General features: G+C 33.2%; 18 protein-coding genes and 1 pseudogene. 13 read left to right on the forward strand and 6 right to left on the reverse strand.

The features are described 5' to 3' along the window. Positions 1 to 173 precede the first annotated feature (173 nt). Positions 174 to 986, reverse strand: coding sequence for a hypothetical protein (locus INR75_RS11280; RefSeq protein WP_223088882.1), 813 nt, complete (start codon positions 984 to 986; stop codon positions 174 to 176). Between the two features lie 447 nt (positions 987 to 1,433). Here INR75_RS11280 and INR75_RS11285 point away from each other — a divergent pair, with 447 nt between their 5' ends. The 5 genes from INR75_RS11285 (at position 1,434) to INR75_RS11305 (ending at position 6,642) form a co-directional block, all read left to right on the forward strand. Then, the gene (locus INR75_RS11285) at positions 1,434 to 2,513 is read left to right on the forward strand and encodes a serine hydrolase (RefSeq protein ID WP_223088883.1); all 1,080 of its coding nucleotides are present in this window, start codon (positions 1,434 to 1,436) and stop codon (positions 2,511 to 2,513) included. A 24-nt stretch (positions 2,514 to 2,537) separates the two neighbouring features. After that, positions 2,538 to 3,374: a class I SAM-dependent methyltransferase gene (locus tag INR75_RS11290; protein WP_223088884.1), complete on the forward strand. Its 837-nt coding sequence runs from the start codon at positions 2,538 to 2,540 to the stop codon at positions 3,372 to 3,374. 43 nt (positions 3,375 to 3,417) lie between these two features. Next, positions 3,418 to 4,779: a S9 family peptidase gene (locus INR75_RS11295; RefSeq protein ID WP_223088885.1), complete on the forward strand. Its 1,362-nt coding sequence runs from the start codon at positions 3,418 to 3,420 to the stop codon at positions 4,777 to 4,779. A gap of 730 nt (positions 4,780 to 5,509) precedes the next feature. Further along, entirely contained in the window at positions 5,510 to 5,995 is a 486-nt protein-coding gene (locus INR75_RS11300) for a helix-turn-helix domain-containing protein (RefSeq protein ID WP_223088886.1), read from the forward strand. A gap of 56 nt (positions 5,996 to 6,051) precedes the next feature. Continuing rightward, the gene (locus INR75_RS11305) at positions 6,052 to 6,642 is read left to right on the forward strand and encodes a nucleotidyl transferase AbiEii/AbiGii toxin family protein (RefSeq protein WP_255584522.1); all 591 of its coding nucleotides are present in this window, start codon (positions 6,052 to 6,054) and stop codon (positions 6,640 to 6,642) included. A gap of 192 nt (positions 6,643 to 6,834) precedes the next feature. Here INR75_RS11305 and INR75_RS11310 read toward each other — a convergent pair whose 3' ends face one another. The 3 genes from INR75_RS11310 to INR75_RS11320 are packed head-to-tail and all read right to left on the reverse strand — an operon-like array spanning position 6,835 to position 8,432. Continuing rightward, complete coding sequence (locus INR75_RS11310; protein WP_223088888.1) at positions 6,835 to 7,188, reverse strand: hypothetical protein; 354 nt, start codon at positions 7,186 to 7,188, stop codon at positions 6,835 to 6,837. Next, a complete protein-coding gene (locus INR75_RS11315) occupies positions 7,163 to 7,582 on the reverse strand; it encodes a hypothetical protein (RefSeq protein ID WP_223088889.1) in 420 nt (139 codons plus the stop codon). The genes INR75_RS11310 and INR75_RS11315 overlap by 26 nt, the downstream gene beginning before the upstream one ends. Continuing rightward, the gene (locus INR75_RS11320) at positions 7,563 to 8,432 is read right to left on the reverse strand and encodes a hypothetical protein (protein WP_223088890.1); all 870 of its coding nucleotides are present in this window, start codon (positions 8,430 to 8,432) and stop codon (positions 7,563 to 7,565) included. The genes INR75_RS11315 and INR75_RS11320 overlap by 20 nt, the downstream gene beginning before the upstream one ends. Positions 8,433 to 8,603: 171 nt before the next feature. Between INR75_RS11320 and INR75_RS11325 the strand changes: the two genes are divergently transcribed. The 3 genes from INR75_RS11325 to INR75_RS11335 all read left to right on the forward strand — a co-directional run bounded on the left by INR75_RS11325 (position 8,604) and on the right by INR75_RS11335 (position 10,870). After that, positions 8,604 to 9,020 carry a helix-turn-helix domain-containing protein gene (locus tag INR75_RS11325; protein WP_223088891.1) on the forward strand — a complete coding sequence of 139 codons (417 nt, stop codon included), beginning with the start codon at positions 8,604 to 8,606 and terminating at the stop codon, positions 9,018 to 9,020. A 118-nt stretch (positions 9,021 to 9,138) separates the two neighbouring features. Then, positions 9,139 to 9,663 (forward strand): hypothetical protein, encoded by a 525-nt coding sequence (locus tag INR75_RS11330; RefSeq protein ID WP_223088892.1) that lies wholly within the window; start codon positions 9,139 to 9,141, stop codon positions 9,661 to 9,663. Between the two features lie 112 nt (positions 9,664 to 9,775). After that, a complete protein-coding gene (locus tag INR75_RS11335) occupies positions 9,776 to 10,870 on the forward strand; it encodes a hypothetical protein (RefSeq protein WP_223088893.1) in 1,095 nt (364 codons plus the stop codon). Positions 10,871 to 10,912: 42 nt separating this feature from the next. Here the strand turns inward: INR75_RS11335 and INR75_RS11340 are convergent. Continuing rightward, positions 10,913 to 11,383 (reverse strand): annotated as a pseudogene (locus tag INR75_RS11340) (IS110 family transposase); the annotation flags it as partial. Positions 11,384 to 12,092: 709 nt separating this feature from the next. On the opposite strand from INR75_RS11340, the gene INR75_RS11345 reads away from it, so the two are divergent. After that, the gene (locus tag INR75_RS11345) at positions 12,093 to 13,217 is read left to right on the forward strand and encodes a PAS domain-containing protein (RefSeq protein ID WP_223088894.1); all 1,125 of its coding nucleotides are present in this window, start codon (positions 12,093 to 12,095) and stop codon (positions 13,215 to 13,217) included. 19 nt (positions 13,218 to 13,236) lie between these two features. Here the strand turns inward: INR75_RS11345 and INR75_RS11350 are convergent, their stop codons facing one another. After that, positions 13,237 to 14,385, reverse strand: coding sequence for a porin (locus INR75_RS11350; protein WP_223088895.1), 1,149 nt, complete (start codon positions 14,383 to 14,385; stop codon positions 13,237 to 13,239). 504 nt (positions 14,386 to 14,889) lie between these two features. On the opposite strand from INR75_RS11350, the gene INR75_RS11355 reads away from it, so the two are divergent. The 4 genes from INR75_RS11355 to INR75_RS11370 all read left to right on the forward strand — a co-directional run bounded on the left by INR75_RS11355 (position 14,890) and on the right by INR75_RS11370 (position 19,937). Continuing rightward, a complete protein-coding gene (locus tag INR75_RS11355; RefSeq protein WP_092542468.1) occupies positions 14,890 to 15,633 on the forward strand; it encodes an energy transducer TonB in 744 nt (247 codons plus the stop codon). 70 nt (positions 15,634 to 15,703) lie between these two features. Continuing rightward, entirely contained in the window at positions 15,704 to 16,483 is a 780-nt protein-coding gene (locus tag INR75_RS11360; RefSeq protein ID WP_223088896.1) for a universal stress protein, read from the forward strand. A gap of 83 nt (positions 16,484 to 16,566) precedes the next feature. Continuing rightward, positions 16,567 to 18,195 carry a phosphoenolpyruvate carboxykinase (ATP) gene (gene pckA, locus INR75_RS11365; RefSeq protein ID WP_092542859.1) on the forward strand — a complete coding sequence of 543 codons (1,629 nt, stop codon included), beginning with the start codon at positions 16,567 to 16,569 and terminating at the stop codon, positions 18,193 to 18,195. A gap of 548 nt (positions 18,196 to 18,743) precedes the next feature. Next, positions 18,744 to 19,937, forward strand: coding sequence for a proline dehydrogenase family protein (locus tag INR75_RS11370; protein WP_223088897.1), 1,194 nt, complete (start codon positions 18,744 to 18,746; stop codon positions 19,935 to 19,937). The last annotated feature ends 286 nt before the right edge of the window (positions 19,938 to 20,223 follow it).

Here is a 20,223-nt window from a genome sequence, read left to right on the forward strand (position 1 = left end):
TATACCTAAACCAATTTTATCAATCTGAAAATCTAATTTTAACGTTTACTGGAACTCACGATTAACTCACGATTAACTCACGATTAAAATGAATTATTTCTTAGAAACCTTTAAATAAACCTAGATAAAATAAAAAACGCCCATGTAAAAATGGGCGCTTGATTATTACATAATTAGAAGTTTTTCAATTCCTCGGATTCAAAGCCAAATAAATCCGATAGAGCGTCTAATTTTTTCTTAGGTATCAAATCGTTACTTCCGTTTTCTATTGCAAACCATTGTTTAATAGTTTCAGCAGTTTCACCAATCTCGGCTCCAATTACACCACAGACATTCATTAGGGGAATTTTAGTTTCCAATAAAAGTTTAATTATTAATTTGAAATGATATTTATATTTCTTGAATCTTTTATTATACCTCAAATATTCTTGAAGGTTACTTGATAAGGAGATATTTAGATATTGGAAAACTTTTTCAGAAATGATTAAGTTTTTCAATCCAACAGAACTTATATTAAAATAGCAATTAATACCATCGCGTTTTATTTTATAACCCTCTAAGTGCATTGCGTAAATTAATTCCCCATTAGCTACATACTCATCAATATGCCTCTCAAGGTCATGTTTTAAACCATATGAACTTCTTTTTAAATTAAAGGATTTCGTTTTTGTAAAATACTTTTTAATCTGAGACCTTAATTTGTCGATTTTTTTCGTTTTAGAAAAAATTGTCTGATTAAATTTTTCCTCATTATTTGAAAAACCATTAAGATCTAAACCGGTTAATTCATCAGAGATAATCCTCGATGAATCCTCCAGAGGATCGTTGACTTGATTTTCCTTAAGGAAGTGCTTCCAATTTTTGAATTTAAGTTGTCTAGCAATACGATTTAAAGCTTCGTGATGATTGAGATTTTCTTCTTTTTTTAATTTTTTAGCTAGCCTCTTTGCATAAAGAATATTATGCTTCTTAACATTTTGTTCCATCGTAATATATTTTAAAATCGCTAAAAAATGTCACTCATCAACCATTCTCTATAAGCGAGAATATATTCGATTAAATTCTGTGTAGTTAACGGTGTTGATACAACTTTTCTAAGATGAGTGGAAAGCTTCCGTCTAAAGCAACATAAATATACAATAAAAATTCTTAAGTCATCTTACTTAAACATATCAATACTAACTTTGAATTTTGTTCCAACTGGTCTCTACACCCACAGTAATATTTCAACAGCAATGACATTAATAGATTTGATTTATTATTTGCCTAACAAATGGAAAAACGGATAATTGATAAAATAATATAGTTAAGAGTTAGTCGCTTTGAATAGTTTGATTCAATCTAGATTTACTTAAAAGTTATATCTTTAGAGTTTAATGGAATTTGTACAATGGCATGAATTCCTATCCAATATTCTTTTAAATAATATACTAATGAAGATAAAACTGCTTTTGTTTTTTCTATTTTTAGCTAATTCTATCTTTTCCCAATCGAAGAATTCTGAAATAAAGGCTTATTTAAATAGCCTAAAAGATTCAGATTTTTCAGGAACTATTTTAGTAGCTCAAAATGATAGTATAATAAAGCAAAGTGCCTTTGGACTTTCCAGTATAGAATACAATGTAAAAAATAGCATAGACACCCGATTCAATATAGCTTCAATTACAAAACTATTCACTGCAATAGCCACTTTACAACTTTTTGAAAATGGTAAACTAAATCTTCATAAACCCATAGGTACTTACATGCCAGATTATCCAAATGAAAAGGTAAAAAGAACGGTTACTGTTCATCAATTGCTAACTCACACTTCTGGATTAAATAATTTCTATGTCAATGATTTAAATAAAATGAAAAATCAAGGCTATGAACTCGTCTCAGATTTTATGCCACTTTTTGTAAATGATACATTACTGTCTACTCCGGGAACGAAATATAATTATAGCGGTTCAGGATTTGTCGTTCTTGGTCTACTTATAGAGAGTGTTTCTGGCGAAAATTACTATAAATATGTAGAAAATCATATTCTGAAACCATCAGGAATGAAAAATACATCTGCTATTCAGGTAGATTCTGTTGTAAAAAATAAAGCTAGTGGATATACCTCTCAATTTGGACAAAATAATACTTTAAAGAAAAATGACTATTATTTGACAAAAGCTTCACCAGCTGGATTTTATTATTCAACAATTGATGATTTATTTAAATTTTCGAAAGCCTTGAGAAATCACTTGTTACTTACTGAAGCAACAACAAAATTAATGTTAGAACCTAAGGTGAAAGGATACAACACCCACTTAGGTTATGGAATTGATGTTGATAATAGATACAATCAAACTATTATTGGTCATAGTGGAGGATGGTATGGTATTCACTGTGAATTATTGGATTTTATGAAAGATAACTATACCGTTGTTATTCTATCTAATATCGACGATGGAGGCCATTCGGGCGCCTCAAATGTGGCTGATTTTTTCAAAGGACTGATAGCCAATAAGGAATTGGAGAATTAATTGGGTATAGAAAAGTCAATAGATATGAAGAATGATAGAAACATAGGGATTCATGAAACCGCTTTTGTGACTTCCGCTTTTCGAGCGACTGATGAAAATTTGAGTCAGGATACTTTTGCCCGGCTATGGCAAAATTCTAAAACTGATCAATGGATCATCAAATATCTTAAACAGGTTTCTTCAGAAGAGCCTTTTACACACTGTTTGAGGAATAGGTATTTTCTGGATGAAATTAATGCATTAGTCCAAAAGAATGAAATTGATGTACTGATCAATTTTGGCAGTGGATTCAGTATGTATCCTTTTTTACTTGATAAGAAACTAATGCATATTGAAATCGATAAGCCTGAAATAGTAACATATAAAAGGCAGAAATTAGAACATTGGCAACAAGAGAATGTACTACCAAAACGGGATATTCATTTTATCGGTGTCGATTTTACTTCAGAATATAAGTCCGGTTTAATCACAAAATTGAATGCCATTAAAGGGAATAAGTCTTGTTTTATCTTAATTGAAGGGGTGCTTTTCTTTTTAAACAGAGAGGAAACGAATGACTTATTTGAACTCTTCAAAACAGTTCAAAACTCTGGCGACTATATTGGCAGTGCTTCTTTTCAAGAAACGATAAAGGATACCCAAGCTTTTAAGAATCTCCTTCACTTCTTTAATTTAAAAGTAGCAAAGACAAGTAAAGATGATTACCAAACTATTGATGATCGCTATTATACCTCTGTACCTAATTATACCTTAATAGATCAACAGGATTATTTTAGTCTTTCAAAAAAATATGATCATAAAGTTCGCGAAAAAAGAACACTGATTTTAAATGAAAATTTTTATTTGCTGAAAAAAAATTAATTAAGCTCATCGAAATAAGGATAACCAACCTAAATATAAAAAAATGAAAAATACTTTAGTATTAATTTTCTTTACACTGTTAAGTCAGTTTATTCAAGGACAGAAAATTCTTGGAGATTGGTATGGAAGCTTAAATATTCAGGGAACTGAACTCCCGTTAGTTTTTCATATTAAAAAACAAGATAGTACATATTCGTCAACAATGGATAGTCCTAAGCAAATGGCTGTAGGTTTAGCCGTAGCCAAAACAACTTTTAAAAATTCACAGCTAACACTAGAAGCTCCTGCAATGGGTATAAAATATACCGGGGATTTTAATCCAAAAGAAGATAGTATAAAAGGAACATTTCAACAGGGAGGTTTACGACTAGCATTAAACTTATCTAGGAATAATATTATTCAAAATATAAAACGACCTCAAGAACCTAAAGAGCCTTTTTCATATCATTCTGAGGAGATCACATTTTATAACAAGCATGATGATATAACCTTAGCAGGAACTTTAACTACACCTGAAGATCTCAAAAAATTTCCTGTTGTGATTTTAATTAGTGGAAGTGGCCCTCAAAATAGAGATGAAGAAATTATGGATCACAAACCTTTTCTAGTACTCTCAGATTACCTTACACGTCATGGAATAGCTGTATTAAGATATGACGACAGAGGGGTTGCAGAATCAGAAGGAGAATACGCATCGGCAACATCAGAAGATTTATCACGGGATACAAAAGCAGCCATTAAATATTTGCAATCTAGGAAAGATATTAAAATCTCGAAATTAGGATTAATCGGACATAGTGAGGGTGGAATAATTGCTCCATTGGTTGCATCCAAATCCAATGAAGTTGATTTCATTGTGCTTCTGGCTGGATCTGTTATAAAAGGAAAAGAACTGTTATTGCTACAGAAAAAACTAATTGAAGAAAAAAGTGGGATTAGCGATAGTATCGTTAATAGAAGTCAGGAAATATTTCAAGGTGCTTATAATATCATAGCTTCAAATTCTGATACCGACGGCACATTAAAAGATGAGTTAGAAAGATATTTTAAAGAGGAAACAAACAATTCCATGAACGCTTCTCAAATGAATAAATTGATTGAAAATATGACTTCTCCATGGATGAAATATTTTATAAGCTATGATCCAAGTACTGTATTAAAAGATATAAATATTCCTACACTAGCATTATTTGGAAAAAAAGATGTGCAAGTTCCAGCACTTGAAAACTCGATAGCTTTAGAAAAACTTAAAAATAGAAAAATCGAAATTATTCAAATGGATAACTTAAATCACCTATTTCAAGAAAGCGAAACCGGAATGCCAAATGAATATTTCGAAATTGAACAAACCATGTCACCGAAGGTCATGAATTTAATATCAGAATGGATTTTAGCCAAAGAGTAATCTCTGTAACTGCTGACAAGTAAGTGTATTCATTTGAGAGATAACATCGAAAAAAGGGTACAGCAAGAGGGTGACACGCAAAGCGGTGTTATTCGATCATCTTAATTTTTAAAACGCTGTTATTCAGAAATTTATAGCTTTTTAATTTCGAAATATATCCATCCCTGTGGATATACCCCGTTGGAAAGATCTATAAAACCTAGAGTAATGTAACCAGAATGTATTAGAATAGTATCCATTAAGGCAAAATTGCAATACTCCTCACCCTATTTCTTTTCACTATGTTGCAGTCAAAACGGTTCGTCGGAATGGTCTTGAACATAAGCCAAAAGCAAACATAAATTCTACTGGATAGAAGTGGAAAATTTGCTTTTGGCTCACGTTCGCTTTAGCAACATTACGGTAAAGTTGACCGATCTATATTTCATAGGTAGAAGTTTCCTGTGAATATAAAAGCCTTACATTTTTGATCTCAAAAGAACAGGATTTAGCATTAGCGGGCGCATAAACCGGTCAGCTACGCTTTCCTATTTATAGCCCTTTTCCTAATCCTAAATCCTGTAGTAGAATCAATATCAAAAAGGTAATGTGACGGCTCTAAAAGAAGTAAATGAAACCAACCTAAAATCTATTTCATTTGATCTTTGGTAGTGCTTCAATAGAACTGAAAAGGCAAATGCTCTGGATAAAAAAAGTAAATGATATAAACAAATTTGTTTATATTTGTGTTATGTCCAATTTACTCAATTATAAAGGTATTCATCCTGGTCTTGTTTTAGATCGGGAATTAAAGCGTAGATCGTTAAAGCAACGTCCTTTTGCCTTAAGTATTGGAGAGCATCCTCAAACATTAAATGCGATCACCAAAGGCAAGCGTAGTTTACCTACAGCCTTAGCCTTGAAGATTGAAGAAAGCTTGAATTTAGAAGAAGGGGTATTGTCTTTATTACAGACGTATTATAATATTCGACAGGAAAAAGAGAAAAGGACACAGCAAACACCCCAGCTTTCTCTCTTTAGAAAGTCCTTGTTTTGGGATACCGACTTTAATAAATTGAACTGGAAACAACAATACAAGGCGATCATAAAACGGATTTTTGAGCGTGGTAACGATAAGGAAAAAAAGGAACTCATTCGTTTTTATGGGAAAAAGAAAGTACAGGAAGTATTAGGGCAAACCAGCCCAGATCCTTACACGTTATCGACATCACAATAGCTATGCTACATTACAATACCGTCAACGAAATACTTCATCAGAGTTTATTACAACTCATGGAAGCGGAAATTTTTAAAGATTTTCGTCTGGTTGGTGGTACAGCGCTTAGTTTACAAATAGGTCATCGGATATCTGTAGATATTGATTTATTCGGTGATGCCGAATATGGTACTATTGATTTTGATGTGATCACGGATTATTTACAACAGCACTTCAAGTATGTAGATTTTTTATCTGTCCCACCTGCACTGGGTAGATCTTATATCATTGGCACAGATGAGGATAATGCCATAAAACTGGATGTGTTCTATACCGATCCATTTATAACACCACCGCTAGTTGAAGATGGTATACGAATGGCAAGCATTGAAGAAATCATTGCTATGAAAATAGATGTGGTACAACGTGGAGGGCGTAAAAAGGATTTTTGGGATTTACATGCTCTTTTCGAAAACTATACGTTAGATCAAATGCTTCAACTCCATGAAAGACGTTATCCATATAGCCACGAGAAAGAAACCATACTACAGAATTTTGTTATCTTCCAAAATGCAGACGATGATTTTGATCCCATTTGTTTAAAGGATAAGTATTGGGAATTTATCAAGGATGATCTCAAAAGACTTATTGAAAATTATAAAAAGTAATAGGTGATTTTATTAATATAAAGTGGCCTTAATAGTACCTGTCTTCTTCCCCTTAAGCATCTCTTTTTTTTTCGTTGCAACCATGGGGCGCAACCAAGATTGTGTCCACAGACACACATCTTGAATTAGCACGTAATTTGATAAAAAGTACTTATTTTGAATTTGTGTATACTTCATATGTGACATCTAATTTTAGGAACTTTCTGTAGCAACTTTCTTTTCTAGTTCTATATTTTCCAATAGTTCCGATAACTTGTCCATTAAAGCAAATTCTTCCGATGGTATAAGCTGGGTTATAAAACGAAGCACTTCCATAACATTGTATTTAGGATTGGGTACTTCCAGATCACATAATTGTTCATTCTCTTCTAAGGCAACAATACAGACCTTAATTAGGTTTGTGATCAAAAACATGAGATCCAAGTGGCTATCAACTCTATAAGTACCCTTATAACATTTTCCTTTTCTACTGGTATCAGGGGTTAAATGCAACATATGATCTTGCTTAAATTCCAAAAGCTTATTGATGAGTTTTTCTTTTTTCATAACGTTCTTGATTTTTAAGGATTTGTTTTTTCAGTTGCTTGGGGAAATGAATGTAATCCGTGTCATTTTCCAGTATGGCTATAATTTGTTCCAATTGAAACATATCACCATCGGGCATTAGTTCAATGACCATTTCTATGACCAATTGAACACTGGAATTTTTACTTTGGTGGCTTAAGTTTTTTGAATGAAAATCACCTTCACCATCTAAGGCTAACACACAGACTTCCAATAATGATGTAATGCGCATGATGTAATCTGTATAATCTTCAAAGCGAATGGTGGCATTTCTAAAAGTATGACGCTTGGTTTCTTCTTTTTTTAAACCATACGCTGTCGCTCCGATTTTCTTTAGCTGTTTTAATTTCAGTTGATCAAGTTTTCTCGTTTTCATGGGATGCTGTTTTTAAAGTTTGTAATTGGTGATTAACAATGGGTAAGAGATAATCTAAAAGACATTGGCAATAAGAATGTGCCATGTGAAGGTCTGCTACTGAGAATAAAGACTTACCTCTATAGCGAAGTTCAGTAGGATGAAAGCAAAAGATTCTTTTTAGTGGGGACTGTTCAAAAAGTTGTTCTGAAAAAATATTGGATGGTATTTCATGACAAAATTGAACGAGTTTAAAAAGATATAATGAATGATGATGTTGCGGGTGGTAATGCAAAAACGCATAAATAATTCCTAAGCAAAGCTGCTCAAAAGACAACCGTATTAGATGAGCGCTTAAAATGCCTGCGTTTTCTTCCTTGGCACTTAAATTTAAACAATGTTTTGCTATTGCTATTCGGTCTTGTGTGTAGTTGGTTATGCCCGTAATATCCAGTTCAGGGATTTGGCTGAGTTGTAAAGGAGCTAATTCAAAAGGAGAACCCTCAACCAAACCACCTGATTGGAGTATTTTAGAAAAGAAGTATTTATTATGATTAGAAGCAGCTATAAGCTGTTTTGGCATATAGAGTAACAAGCTGATGGTATATTTTCCGCCCGATTCCTGGCGGACAACATCTGTAAGGTTGGCAACGGCATTGGAGGGAATATGCTTGCTTAATAGCAGCAAATAAAAATGATAGTGTTGCTGTTGCTTGGAAGCATCATTATTCAAGGAACTATGCGTTCCCTGTGCCATTGATTGCATACCGAAATAATATAAACTTGTAATTTCGATATGCTTTTTGAGGATTTCCGTAATTTGGGCTAACGCAAATTCTATAACTTTGGGAGGATGCAAGTTGGTAAGCATAGATTAAAAGGTTTTAAAATGAAACTTCAGTGGTGGTCAATGAGCCTTCAAGTTTTAAAAAGAACCGACCGTAGCGAACCAGAACGACCAGTAAAAAACAATAGAGAGCTTGTTTTTTACTCCAAAGGGTGATGAGCGAAACTTTTAAAAAGATTGTTTATCTTTGAGATTATGAGCACAGCAACAAAAACCAGTCATATCGGTAGAAAGATCAGCCGAATCAGAGAACTTCGAGGAATGAAGCAAGAAGCCCTTGCCGCAGAATTAGGTATCAGCCAACAGAGTGTTTCTAGCTTAGAGCAAAGTGAGCATATTGAAGACGAAAAACTCGAAAAAGTGGCTAAGGTATTAGGGGTGAGTAAAGAAGCTATTGAAAATTTTTCTGAGGAAGCTATGGTTAATTATTTCAATAACATTTATGATAATGACTTTAGCAACAGTTCAGGAGCTTTAGCACAAAATTGTACTTTTAATCCATTAGACAAATTAATGGAGTCCGTAGAAGAGAATAAAAAGCTTTATGAGAGATTGTTACAGGCGGAAAAGGAAAAAGTAGCTTATTTAGAGAAATTATTAGATAAGAAATAGTGAATAAGAAAATATTTTAGATTCAAAAAAGTGTCGATAGCCGGGTTAATATTCGGATAAATCGGCACTTTTTTTATTTATAAAACGAGTTGGGCACAATGCAAAACAAAAAACTGACATGATGAAAAAACTTTTTTTAATCCCTTTTATCCTATTAACCTTCCACAGTTTTGGACAAACCGATAAAGCAATAATTCAGTTAAATGATTCTACCAAATTAAGTTTAGAAAGAGAACGTTTCGAAGTAAAAAATAAAACGATCAATTTTCAAAATAATATCCCTATTGGAATTAATAAAACATTGTTGATAGGAACAGATGGTGAAATTCCCGAATACAAACTCACCAAAGCAATTTTGAATATTGGTAATACTAGAATTGACCTCCAAATTGATGATATGTACAATCCTTGGTTCGGAGAAAAGTTCAATAGAAAATTAATAAAATTAGAAGGCAAAAAAAATAATTTGAAATTAAAAGTTATTTTCTCTGATGGTGCCGGTACATACTTGGCCGAATGGCTGATAAATGATAATGTTAGTATTCGAACAATTTTAAGTTCAGATGAAAATGTTGTAAAAGAGAATTTTTATAATCAAAGCACTGCGCCCAACAGCGGTTCATCACAAATTACGGGTAAATAGGAAAAATCATTATTTTAGAAACCAAGAAAAAGATGATTCAGCCGACAACTTCGCATCCTTACTCCCGCAACTTGTGATAACCGCAACCGTTGGCAATAATGAACAATAAAAAATGAATTTTGGAACTACATTTTATTACATAAGTACCAATCGACAAATTAATCCATTTGAGAAGAAGATTGAAGAGCTAATTGATAGACTTGAATTATATAAAAAGCAATTCAATTTAACTTCTAAGTCCTATCTAAAGGAATGGAGTAATGAGAAGGAAGAATTAAATGAAAATATCAAGGAACAAAAAATCAAGGCTGAAAAACTTTATAAAGAAATATATGATTCAGTAGTAGGAGAAGAATATGCTCAGTCCATTGCCTTACAAAATTCCGGTTTAGAAGATATAGATTATCACGAATATGAAAGAAAAGAAGAAATAGATAGTAAGTACAAAGACTTTTTAGATTTTTATGCTAAATCAATTTTAACTTCCTTGTATTCACTTAATGAAAGTAAACTAAATGAAATTTGTATAGTTGGTTCAGAGGTTTTTGAAAAGAAAATTAAGCCGCATCATTTCAATGAAAGAGATTATTTAAAATCTTCTTTAACATATTTAGAACTTGTATTAGAGATATCAACGGAGTCCTTAGATCCTTATTTCAGTAAATTAAAAGAAATACAGTTCATTAGAAATAAAATAGTTCACGAAGATTCAAAATTTCAGGATGAAAAAATCAATGAAATCGCATCTAAATATTCTTCCCTTCAATTAGAAAAATCAACTGGATATTTGAAAATAATTAAATCTGATTTCATTGAACTTGTTTTTGATTTGATATCAGATTTTTATGAGGAGTTAGTTTGGTTGTTCGAAAAAAAACAGAATTATCAAGTTACTAAAAACGGTTTAAAATACTGGTTCGGAGTATTAGATAAAGAAATTGAAATTGAAAAACTCCAGTTTGACGAAATAAAGAAAGGTAAAAGGTTTGAATTTGAATTAAATTCAAAAAAATTTGGTCTATTCAATGTTAAACTAACGATTAAAAAATCGTCAAAACCAACAAATTCTATAATTAATCAAAGAGATGAACAACATTTCCAAAAGTTTGTAAAAGATCAGGAAAATTATTTTTACAACTTAATTGAAGCTTATTCAATTTTTGATTTAAAAAATGAAGGTAGGGACTATGAATTAATGATCTATTAGTTCACTCTTGCCAACAAAGAACTAAGCTAACTTCCAAGCATTTTATCCTAATTTTGATGCATAATTTTCATCGTATGGTAAACCTGATGTAGCCACAGCAAATGCCTGTTTTAGTAGTTTATTACATACAGCAATAAGTGCAAACTTCTTACTTTTACCCTTGGCTATTATGCGTTCATAGATATCCCTACAGGCTTTATTGTATTTGCAGGCTGTAAAACTGCACATGAAAAGCAGATTTTTAAGTTTTGGATTCCCCATTTTACTGATCCTACTCTTACCCCTTACACTAGATCCAGATGCACGGATTGTTGGCGTAATTCCAGCATAGCAGCATAATTGACTGGCGTCCTCAAAACTGGTAAAACCATTGGTTAACACTAATAGCATTATGGCTGTTTTATTACCCAATCCAGGGATACTTTTTAGAAGCGTCAGTTGTTTTTGCTGATCATCCTTAACAATCTCTGTTAATCTGGACTCTAAAGTTTTTATCTCATTTTGCAATACTTTTAAACAGTTCGGTTTTAAGGGAAGCTTACAGAGTGTAAGCTTCCCTTAAAACTGAACTGTTTTTAAATAATATGGTTAATCTTATAAGCAAATTTTCTTTTCAAAATCTCATTCATTTTAAGTATCAAAACCTTATAAATTATTATATTTGAAGTGAATAGGCGCATAATATTTGTCGCTTTTTAAGCTCTTTTGTAATTAATGAATGATTCGGTGAATGCTTGTTGAACTTCGACGATAAAGTGGCGTAAATCCTACAAAAATTTTTGGTTTAGATTTCCTGCCACCCCGACAAATTTTATAAGATATTATCATAAAACCACTAAAAATCAATGTTTTTTAGTGGTTTTTTTATTTCCTATATCTTCAGGTTCTGTTCTTATAATCTTCACTATAATGAGCTAAACATGGGACCTCCTCTTCTATCTGCTTAATATTTCTTCAAGTTCATTTTAATAAAACGTTTTATAACTCTTCATAGAGTATGAACGTTTCTAATTTTGTTATTTTGACTCCAGATCTGAAATTTTAACTTTAAAGGTGCTTCTTAATACTAAAAAATGTTAATTTATCCAGGGTTTTGAATACAGATATACCGAATATCCTTAGTTTTACTGCGGTTTCAGAGTATTGCTATAACTTTAATAATCATCTAGTTCTATCTATAATCTGAAGAAATGCGAATTTCATTGTTCGCGATCACTTGAACATGGAAAAAGAATATATGCTCGAAAAAGAACGCTTAAAAGAACTCTATAGTTATCAGATTTTAGATACAGATCCTGAATTGGAACTAGATGAAATTACGCAGCTGGCATCTCTAATTTGTGGTGTACCAATAGCTTTAATTGGCCTGGTAGATAAAGACCGGCAATGGTTTAAGTCTACTTTTGGTATTGCAGTTTCTGAAATTCCTAGAAAAGAAGCCTTTTGCCATCGTTTAATATCTGAAGATCTCGAGCTTTTGGAGATCGAAAATACGCATGCAGACGAAAGATTTAAAAATGATCCTGTAGTCGCTGCTGCCTTACATATTCAATTTTATGCAGGTGTTCCTCTTAAAAGCCCTGCAGGACATGTATTAGGGACACTTTGCGTTATGGATACACAGCCTAATAAACTTTCAGAAGATCAGAAAAAAGGTCTGTTGCTTTTGGCCAAAAAGGCAACAGATTTTTTAAATACGCGTAGGACCTTAAGAGATCAAAAAATGCATATTGATCTTAGCGCATCCCGACTAAAACAAATTATGGATAATGTTCCCGGCGTAGTGTTTCAGATAAGGATCGCCTCGAATCTTGATTTTAGTTTTGATTTTTTAAGCAAAGGGATAGAAGATGTACATCCAGATATCGAGCAGCAGTGTGTAGTTGAAAATCCTATAAAATTTATTGATTACATTCATCCAGAAGATAAAAAGGAATTTTTGCAAACGGTAGAGAAAGCAGCAAACACCTTGTCTTCTTATAAATTTACGTTTAGAATTGTTTGGCCAAACGGGCAAACCAAATGGTTTAAGCTAAGAGCATCACCAAAAAAGATCGATAACGAGATCATTTTGTGGTTTGGAACTTTATTAGACGTTTCTGGAATTATGGAATACGAGTCTATTTTAGAGCAAATTACTTTTGATATTTCACATGTGATTAGAAATCCTCTTACCAATTTACAGGGATTAAGTACGGTGCTTAAAAACGAAGATAAATTAAGCGAAGGTGATCTTCGAAATTATGCAGAGATGATTAGTATCGTGATCGAAGAGCTGGATATTTTTACTCGAAAATTAGACCAGTTCTATCAGCTAAAGATTGCCGATCACCAGGCACGAGTGTAGAGTTTTAAAGTTAGAGCCTCTAAAAAGCAACCTGAAATTGTATGAGTCCGCGGTTAGAGTCGTATTGCGAGGTATTTTCAATATTTTTCTGGTAGTCGTAGAATACACCAACAAACGATAATTTAGCATCATAATCACCGGCCAAAACCAGACTGAACATTGGGATGTGCGAACGTAAAATATCTCCGGTAACCTGGCTATTGGTATCTAGATATTCTTGCCTTATGCTAAACTCTAAAGCTTTTAAATAGGGGAGATGAACGTACTTTTTCGCCCTAATCAAGCTGTAAATTCCTTCCATATAGAAATCGTTTAATTGCAATTCCTGCTCTAAAATATGAGGATCAAAAAGATCATTATAGGCTGTAAAATTGGTACCTCGTTTATATTCCATATGGGCATCGATTTCCCAGGAAGAATTTACTGGATAATTAATTTTTAGATCGGCACCGTAGGCATTAGCATTTTGCTGATTTTTGTTAGTGATTGCGCCGTTTATACCAAATTGCACAATATCTAAGGGTAATAATTCTAGACGCAGACTGTAATTTTTGTGGTTATCGTTATCCTGTCTTTGATTTCGGTTATTTCCGTTGTAAACCGTGAAGTAGTATTTAAGCGGAATTTTATTTTGAAATAGATCTCCGTAAACCGCAGCACCTATCTGAAAACTTTGCCATGCATTTTGACCAAATATAAAATACTGGTTAGACCAGCGATACGAATTATTAAGCTGAAATGGATGCAAATCTTCTAAACCAAAGTACGGTCTAAACTGGCCAAGCCTGAAATTTAAATAAGGATTCATTTTATATTGAACAAATGCATTTTCTAATACTTTTCTAGAGACAGATTCGTTACTGAAATTGGCCAAATTCAATAAAATTGAAGTCGAAATTCTGTCGTTTATATAAAAGCTAGTCGAAAATCGAACATATTCCATTTGAAAAGAATTATTTACGATTTCCTGATCAGTTTCAAGTTCTTCAGAAAAATGATTGCCTTCAAAATCGATATTTTCATCAAAAGAAGCGGCATATCTGCCCACTACTAATGCCTTTAGTTGCATTCGTTTTTCAAATTCAGCAAAAAGTGAAGAATCCTGGGGTTGTTGGGCATAAAATGGAAGCATCAAAAGCGCAAAAAACACCTGGATGAAGATTTTCATAATAGCTATGATTTACATGTTGTGAGACTTGTAAAATTAGAAGTCCCTTTGGCAAGATTGTATGATTTTTATCAGCTTTCTAAGCGATCTTGTACGTTTTAAGCTCCTATTTTATAAGTGAATTCGAGTTTTAGGATCATTAGCGCTTTTAGCACCAGTGCTTCAGTGAATATTGATTAATTTCTGAAGTTTTTATGCTGAATTTTCTGGTTGTCTTTTTTCAGAAAAAATCACTTCAAAAACATCTAATTTGAGCATTGATATCTTCCGCAGAAAAAAATATTGAAAAATTTTCTAAAGCTGATATTTATCAGGTTTCTTTAAGTAGATAGTATATACCTTTAATACTGTAAAAATGATGGAGGAATTTGTAAATCAGTTATTTAAAAAGATCAATTTTTAGACCGATTTATAAAGAACGACGCCCCAAAAGAGATTGAAATTCCCCGAAGTTTAGCTTCGGAAATTTAAATAATCACTGAATAGAAATTTAAACCAAGCGTCATGAAAGCCAAGAAAAATCCCAAAGCAGACCTCAATAGAGGAAGTTTGATTTTCTTCCAAATTGGTCTCATCATGATACTGTCCTCTGTGTATTTTACTTTAGAAATGCGCACCGCTGTTAATGATAGTGTCGATAATTATACCGTAGAGGTCGATGAAGAAATGATCGTGGATATTCCAATTACCCAAATGAATACTCCGCCGCCTCCACCACCTCCACCGCCACCTGTAATTCCAGAAGTGATCGATATTGTAAATGATGATCTGGACATTCAAGAAGATGTAATCGTCTCTACAGAAAGTGACCAGGACGATAGAATCGAAACCATTGCAGAAGTAGCAGATATTTCAGACGGTTATGGCGAAGAAGAGGTAGAGCAAGTTCCATTTGTATTCGTAGAACAGGTGCCAATATTCCCTGGATGTGAGGATCTTAAAGATAATGAAGCTCGTAAAAAATGTATGACCGAGAAAATAGACGAATTTGTTAGAAATGAGTTTAATACCGATGTAGGAACAGATGCCGGAGTATCTGGAATAAACCGAATAATCGTAGTGTTTAAGATTAACGAATTTGGAAAAGTAACCGATATACAATCCAGAGCACCAAACATTTTGTTAGAAGAAGAAGCAGAGCGAGTGATAAAACTTCTGCCTCAAATGCAGCCTGGTATGCAGCGTAATCGCCCGGTAAGAATTTCTTACTCATTACCAATTGTGTTCGAATTTAGAGAACGCAGTTAGGAGAAACGGAAGATAGACGGCCCTCAAAATTTTGAAATATATCTATGGAATTCAATTAAAACCAAAAAACATGAAAACTGTTCTTATCCCTTTCGATTTTTCAAAAGCTTCTTTAAATGCACTAAAGTATGCTGTTGAATTTGCAAAACAAAAACCAATTGTGACCGTGTATTTACTTCGCATCTTACCAGAAAATGCTAATGAGGCTGAGGTAAAGGCAAAGTTAGATGAAGTAATCGCTGATTATAATAAACCTGGATTTCCAGAGATCAAAACGCTTGTAAAACAAGGTGAAACCGCACCCGTAATTATAGAATTAAGGGACGAACTAAACATTGATCTTGTGATCATAGGAACTCGAGGCTCTAAGGTTAAAAGAGAAGATATGACTTCTAATACCTCTAAGTTTATTCAGCAGGCAGATCTTCCGGTCTTAGTGATCCCAGAAAATTCTAAATATTTCAGTCTAAAAACGATCATTTTAACCATGGGTAAAGAAAAAATAGCAGATAGAAATGTGCTCTTTACTTTACTGGATGTAGCAAGACGTTTTAAAGCAAAAGTTCATTTACTAACCGTGGATAAAGGTTCTAAATTAATGGGCTATTCAGAATACGATGAGATCAATGAAAGAACCATAGAATACTTCCTAGAAGATTTCTATTCACACCATGCTTATCTTGAAAATGAAGATATTGAAGAAGGAATAAAGCAATACCTGGAAAGTCATAATATAGACATGCTTGCCATAATGCCTAAAACACATTTAGAAAATGGTAAAGCTTCTAAAGGCAAGCTAACCAATATTTTAACCTTGCATAGTGATAAGCCTTTGCTGGTGTTAGATTAAAAATTAGCATATCAACTAAACTTAAAATAAAAACTGTACCAGTTTACTGGACAAACTAAATGTTTCACTTAAATTCTATTATCATGAGTACTTCTCTAGACTACCCAAAAACAAAAGAACTTTTAAAATACGGAATAAAAGACACTAAGGTGCTGTGGAACCTTAGCGGTGAAGAACTACAAAAACTAACGGTAGAAAAAGGAATGGGGAGAGAATCCTCTAACGGAACTCTTGCCGTGAATACAGGAAAATTTACCGGAAGATCGCCTCAGGATCGATTTATCGTAAAAGATGATTATACCAAAAATGTTTGGTGGGGAAAAATAAATAAACCGCTTGCTCCAGAAAACTTCGATAAGCTTTACGATCGAGTTACAGAATACCTTTCTGGAAAAGAAGTGTATGTACATGATGGATATGTTTGTGCCTACCCAGAATACCGCATGAATGTTAGAACAATCACAGAGTATCCATGGTCTAACTTCTTCGTGAAAAATATGTTCTTAAGATTGAATGAAGAAGAGCTTGAAAATTTTGATGAAGAATGGTTAGTGCTTTGTGTACCTGGTTATGTAGAAGAAGATCCTGCTTCTTATGGTTTGCGACAAGGAAACTTTAGTATATTAAACTTCACCAGAAAAATTGCTTTAGTTGGCGGATCTGCTTACACAGGTGAGATGAAAAAAGGAATCTTTTCTGCATTAAACCTTATTTTCCCTAAGGATAAAAATGTGTTGCCAATGCACTGTTCTGCCAACGTAGGTAAAGATAATGATACGGCTATTTTCTTTGGACTATCTGGAACCGGTAAAACAACCCTTTCTGCAGATCCAGAAAGAAAGCTTATTGGTGATGACGAACATGGCTGGACACCAGACAACGTGATCTTCAATTTTGAAGGAGGCTGTTATGCAAAAGTGATTGGTCTTACTGAAGAAAAAGAGCCAGACATCTTTAGAGCTATCAAACCTGGAGCTTTATTAGAGAATGTGATCTTCGATGAAAATGGAGAGGTAGATTTCTTTGATAGCAGTATCACACAAAATACAAGAGTGTCTTATCCAATCGAGCACATTGAGAATATTCAGGAGAATTCTTATGGTGAAAATCCAAAGAATATTTTCTTCCTAACCTGTGACGCTTTTGGAGTATTGCCACCGGTTTCTAAGCTAACTCCTGGACAAGCTGCATATCATTTTATCTCTGGTTATACCGCTAAAGTTGCAGGAACTGAAGCCGGAATTACAGAACCTGTACCATCTTTCTCTGCATGTTTTGGAGAGCCTTTTATGCCATTACACCCAACAGTGTATGCAGAAATGTTGAGTAAAAAAATGCAGGAAGCTAACGTAAATGTATGGTTAATCAATACAGGATGGAGTGGAGGCCCTTACGGGGTTGGATCTAGAATAAAATTAAGATACACTCGTAGTATGATTACTGAAATTTTGAACGGGAACCTTGAAAATGTAGATTTTGAAATGCATCCAATTTTTGGCTTGAACATGCCTAAATATTGTGCAGGTGTACCTTCAGAAATGCTGAATCCAATTAATACCTGGCTTCAAAAAGGTGTGTACATTCAAAAATCAATTCAACTTGCACATTCGTTCCATTTAAACTTTGAAAAATTTGCGCAAAAAGCATCGCAAGAAATTTTGGAAGGAGGCCCACTAATCGATGAGCACCACCATATTTCTTCACATCTATAAAGATTTTTTTGGGGATTTTTTGGTTTGAGAAGGTCGTAGTCTATTTGGAAGACTACGATCTTCTTTTTTAGAGAAGTAAAAAGCACCGAGAATATCGGTGCTTTTTTTGCTTTCTGGCAGTATTTAGATAGGAGAATAATTGAGATTGGAAATTGTAGTGACTAGTGATTCGATTGTCAAACTATAAAGGCTCTGCCAGATTCTCCTAATATTGGTATTAAAGTTATTCTAAAAGTTATTTTTAATTATCCTGTAGTATCCTGATGCTTATTGACTTAATTGGAAACAATCGTATGCTTAGCATTTTGCAATCAGTAATGATGATAAATAGGTGTAAATTAGTATCTGACAAAACCTTATAGAATTAGTATTTCCAGATTATGGCTCTATTTGATATTTAAAATTTGCTTAAAGGAAATTTGAAAAGTGTTAATTTATTATACCACGAAAGCTTAAAAAACGAACACTTTTAATTTATGAAGCTTATACAGAAGTTAAGGTTTATTAATCATATGAAATAAGCCAAAGATCTTGAGTATTTTTAAATTATGATAAAAGAGAAAATATTCAACGATACAGAAACGGCTTTCAGGTTAAAATCTGATATGGAAATAAATAGAGCTGTACTTCTTTTTAGTGTGATGGGAAAACCTTCATTAATAAAACCAGGAATCGGACTTACAAAATTTGCTCTAAAAGCAAAATTGCCTATTACACCACTCATTAAAAATACCATTTTCGATCAATTTTGTGGAGGTGTGACCATAGAGGATTGTAAACCAACCATGGATCAAATGGATGAGGTAAATCTATCCAGTATTTTAGATTATTCCGTAGAAGGGAAAAAGACAGAAGAAGAATTTGATTCTGCTTATAAAGTAAAGTTAGAACTTATTGAATTGGCCAAGGAAGAAAATGAAGTTCCTTTCGCAATTTTTAAGCCAACAGCTTTAGGTAGATTTAAAATTTGGCATAAAGTAAGTTCACACGTAAGTCTTAATGATAAGGAAAAAGAGGAATGGGAGCGTGTCCAGAAAAGGGTAGAAGGGCTATGTGAAAAGGCGAATGAATTGAAAGTAAGATTATATGCAGATGCTGAAGAATCCTGGATGCAGGAAGCTGCAGATAATCTAATGGAAAAAATGATGGCTAAATTTAACCAAAATGACGCTCTAATTTTTAATACTTTTCAATGCTACCGTTGGGATCGACTGGAATATATAAAGGAACTACACGCAAAGGCTAAAGAGCAGGGCTTTAAAATTGGGGCAAAGATCGTAAGAGGTGCCTATATGGAAAAGGAAAATAAACGAGCTAGAAAAAGAAGTCAAAAATCACCGATTTGTGAATCTAAAGAAGCGACAGATGTTAATTTTAATAGCGTGATGGGATATTGTTTAGACCATTTAGAAGATTTTTCACTTTTTATAGGAACGCATAATGAAATTAGCAATTATTTGGCTTTACAGATCATGGAAGATAAAGGAATAGCGAAGGATGATCAACGAGTTTGGTTTAGTCAGCTATACGGAATGAGTGATCAAATAAGTTATAATTTGGCTGCAAGAGGTTATAATACGGCAAAATTAGTTCCGTTTGGGCCTGTTAAAGATGTTGTTCCGTATTTATTGAGAAGAGCGGAAGAGAACTCTTCAGTAAAAGGGCAAACAAGTAGAGAGCTTAATTTGCTCACCAGAGAAAAAGAGAGACGTAAAAAGGCAGAAAATCTTGCTCAAGCTTAATTCGTTAAACTATAGTAAGTTTTATTTTCTCTACTTTTTATAATATTGATCAGCCGCTAAATAAAGTTTAGTGGCTTTTTTTGAGTCAGACATAATACGCTTAAAACTTGCGAAGATGACTAAATTAAACTTCAAAAATAGCTTCGTAGAATTATGGAGTTTTTAATACTTCCCGATACAGAGAAGGTGGTTTTTAATATACTGTAAAACAGTGATTTAAAAGATGAAAAGTAGCTGTAAACGTTTGTTTACTTCCCGAAAACAAAATCTAAAGTAAGGAAAATAT

It is taken from the genome of Zunongwangia sp. SCSIO 43204 (assembly GCF_019904275.1).
In the GTDB taxonomy this organism is placed as follows: domain Bacteria; phylum Bacteroidota; class Bacteroidia; order Flavobacteriales; family Flavobacteriaceae; genus Zunongwangia; species Zunongwangia mangrovi.

Bases quoted from the DNA above. Each gene is read 5' to 3' on its own strand.
- INR75_RS11305 (WP_255584522.1), top strand. From the start codon at position 6,052: ATGGAAGCGGAAATTTTTAAAGATTTTCGTCTGGTTGGTGGTACAGCG.
- pckA (WP_092542859.1), top strand. From the start codon at position 16,567: ATGAGTACTTCTCTAGACTACCCAAAAACAAAAGAACTTTTAAAATAC.
- INR75_RS11300 (WP_223088886.1), top strand. From the start codon at position 5,510: ATGTCCAATTTACTCAATTATAAAGGTATTCATCCTGGTCTTGTTTTA.
- INR75_RS11295 (WP_223088885.1), top strand. From the start codon at position 3,418: ATGAAAAATACTTTAGTATTAATTTTCTTTACACTGTTAAGTCAGTTT.
- INR75_RS11320 (WP_223088890.1), bottom strand. From the start codon at position 8,432: ATGCTTACCAACTTGCATCCTCCCAAAGTTATAGAATTTGCGTTAGCC.
- INR75_RS11355 (WP_092542468.1), top strand. From the start codon at position 14,890: ATGAAAGCCAAGAAAAATCCCAAAGCAGACCTCAATAGAGGAAGTTTG.
- INR75_RS11360 (WP_223088896.1), top strand. From the start codon at position 15,704: ATGAAAACTGTTCTTATCCCTTTCGATTTTTCAAAAGCTTCTTTAAAT.
- INR75_RS11335 (WP_223088893.1), top strand. From the start codon at position 9,776: ATGAATTTTGGAACTACATTTTATTACATAAGTACCAATCGACAAATT.
- INR75_RS11325 (WP_223088891.1), top strand. From the start codon at position 8,604: ATGAGCACAGCAACAAAAACCAGTCATATCGGTAGAAAGATCAGCCGA.
- INR75_RS11345 (WP_223088894.1), top strand. From the start codon at position 12,093: ATGGAAAAAGAATATATGCTCGAAAAAGAACGCTTAAAAGAACTCTAT.
- INR75_RS11330 (WP_223088892.1), top strand. From the start codon at position 9,139: ATGATGAAAAAACTTTTTTTAATCCCTTTTATCCTATTAACCTTCCAC.
- INR75_RS11370 (WP_223088897.1), top strand. From the start codon at position 18,744: ATGATAAAAGAGAAAATATTCAACGATACAGAAACGGCTTTCAGGTTA.
- INR75_RS11315 (WP_223088889.1), bottom strand. From the start codon at position 7,582: ATGAAAACGAGAAAACTTGATCAACTGAAATTAAAACAGCTAAAGAAA.
- INR75_RS11310 (WP_223088888.1), bottom strand. From the start codon at position 7,188: ATGAAAAAAGAAAAACTCATCAATAAGCTTTTGGAATTTAAGCAAGAT.
- INR75_RS11285 (WP_223088883.1), top strand. From the start codon at position 1,434: ATGAAGATAAAACTGCTTTTGTTTTTTCTATTTTTAGCTAATTCTATC.
- INR75_RS11280 (WP_223088882.1), bottom strand. From the start codon at position 986: ATGGAACAAAATGTTAAGAAGCATAATATTCTTTATGCAAAGAGGCTA.
- INR75_RS11290 (WP_223088884.1), top strand. From the start codon at position 2,538: ATGAAGAATGATAGAAACATAGGGATTCATGAAACCGCTTTTGTGACT.
- INR75_RS11350 (WP_223088895.1), bottom strand. From the start codon at position 14,385: ATGAAAATCTTCATCCAGGTGTTTTTTGCGCTTTTGATGCTTCCATTT.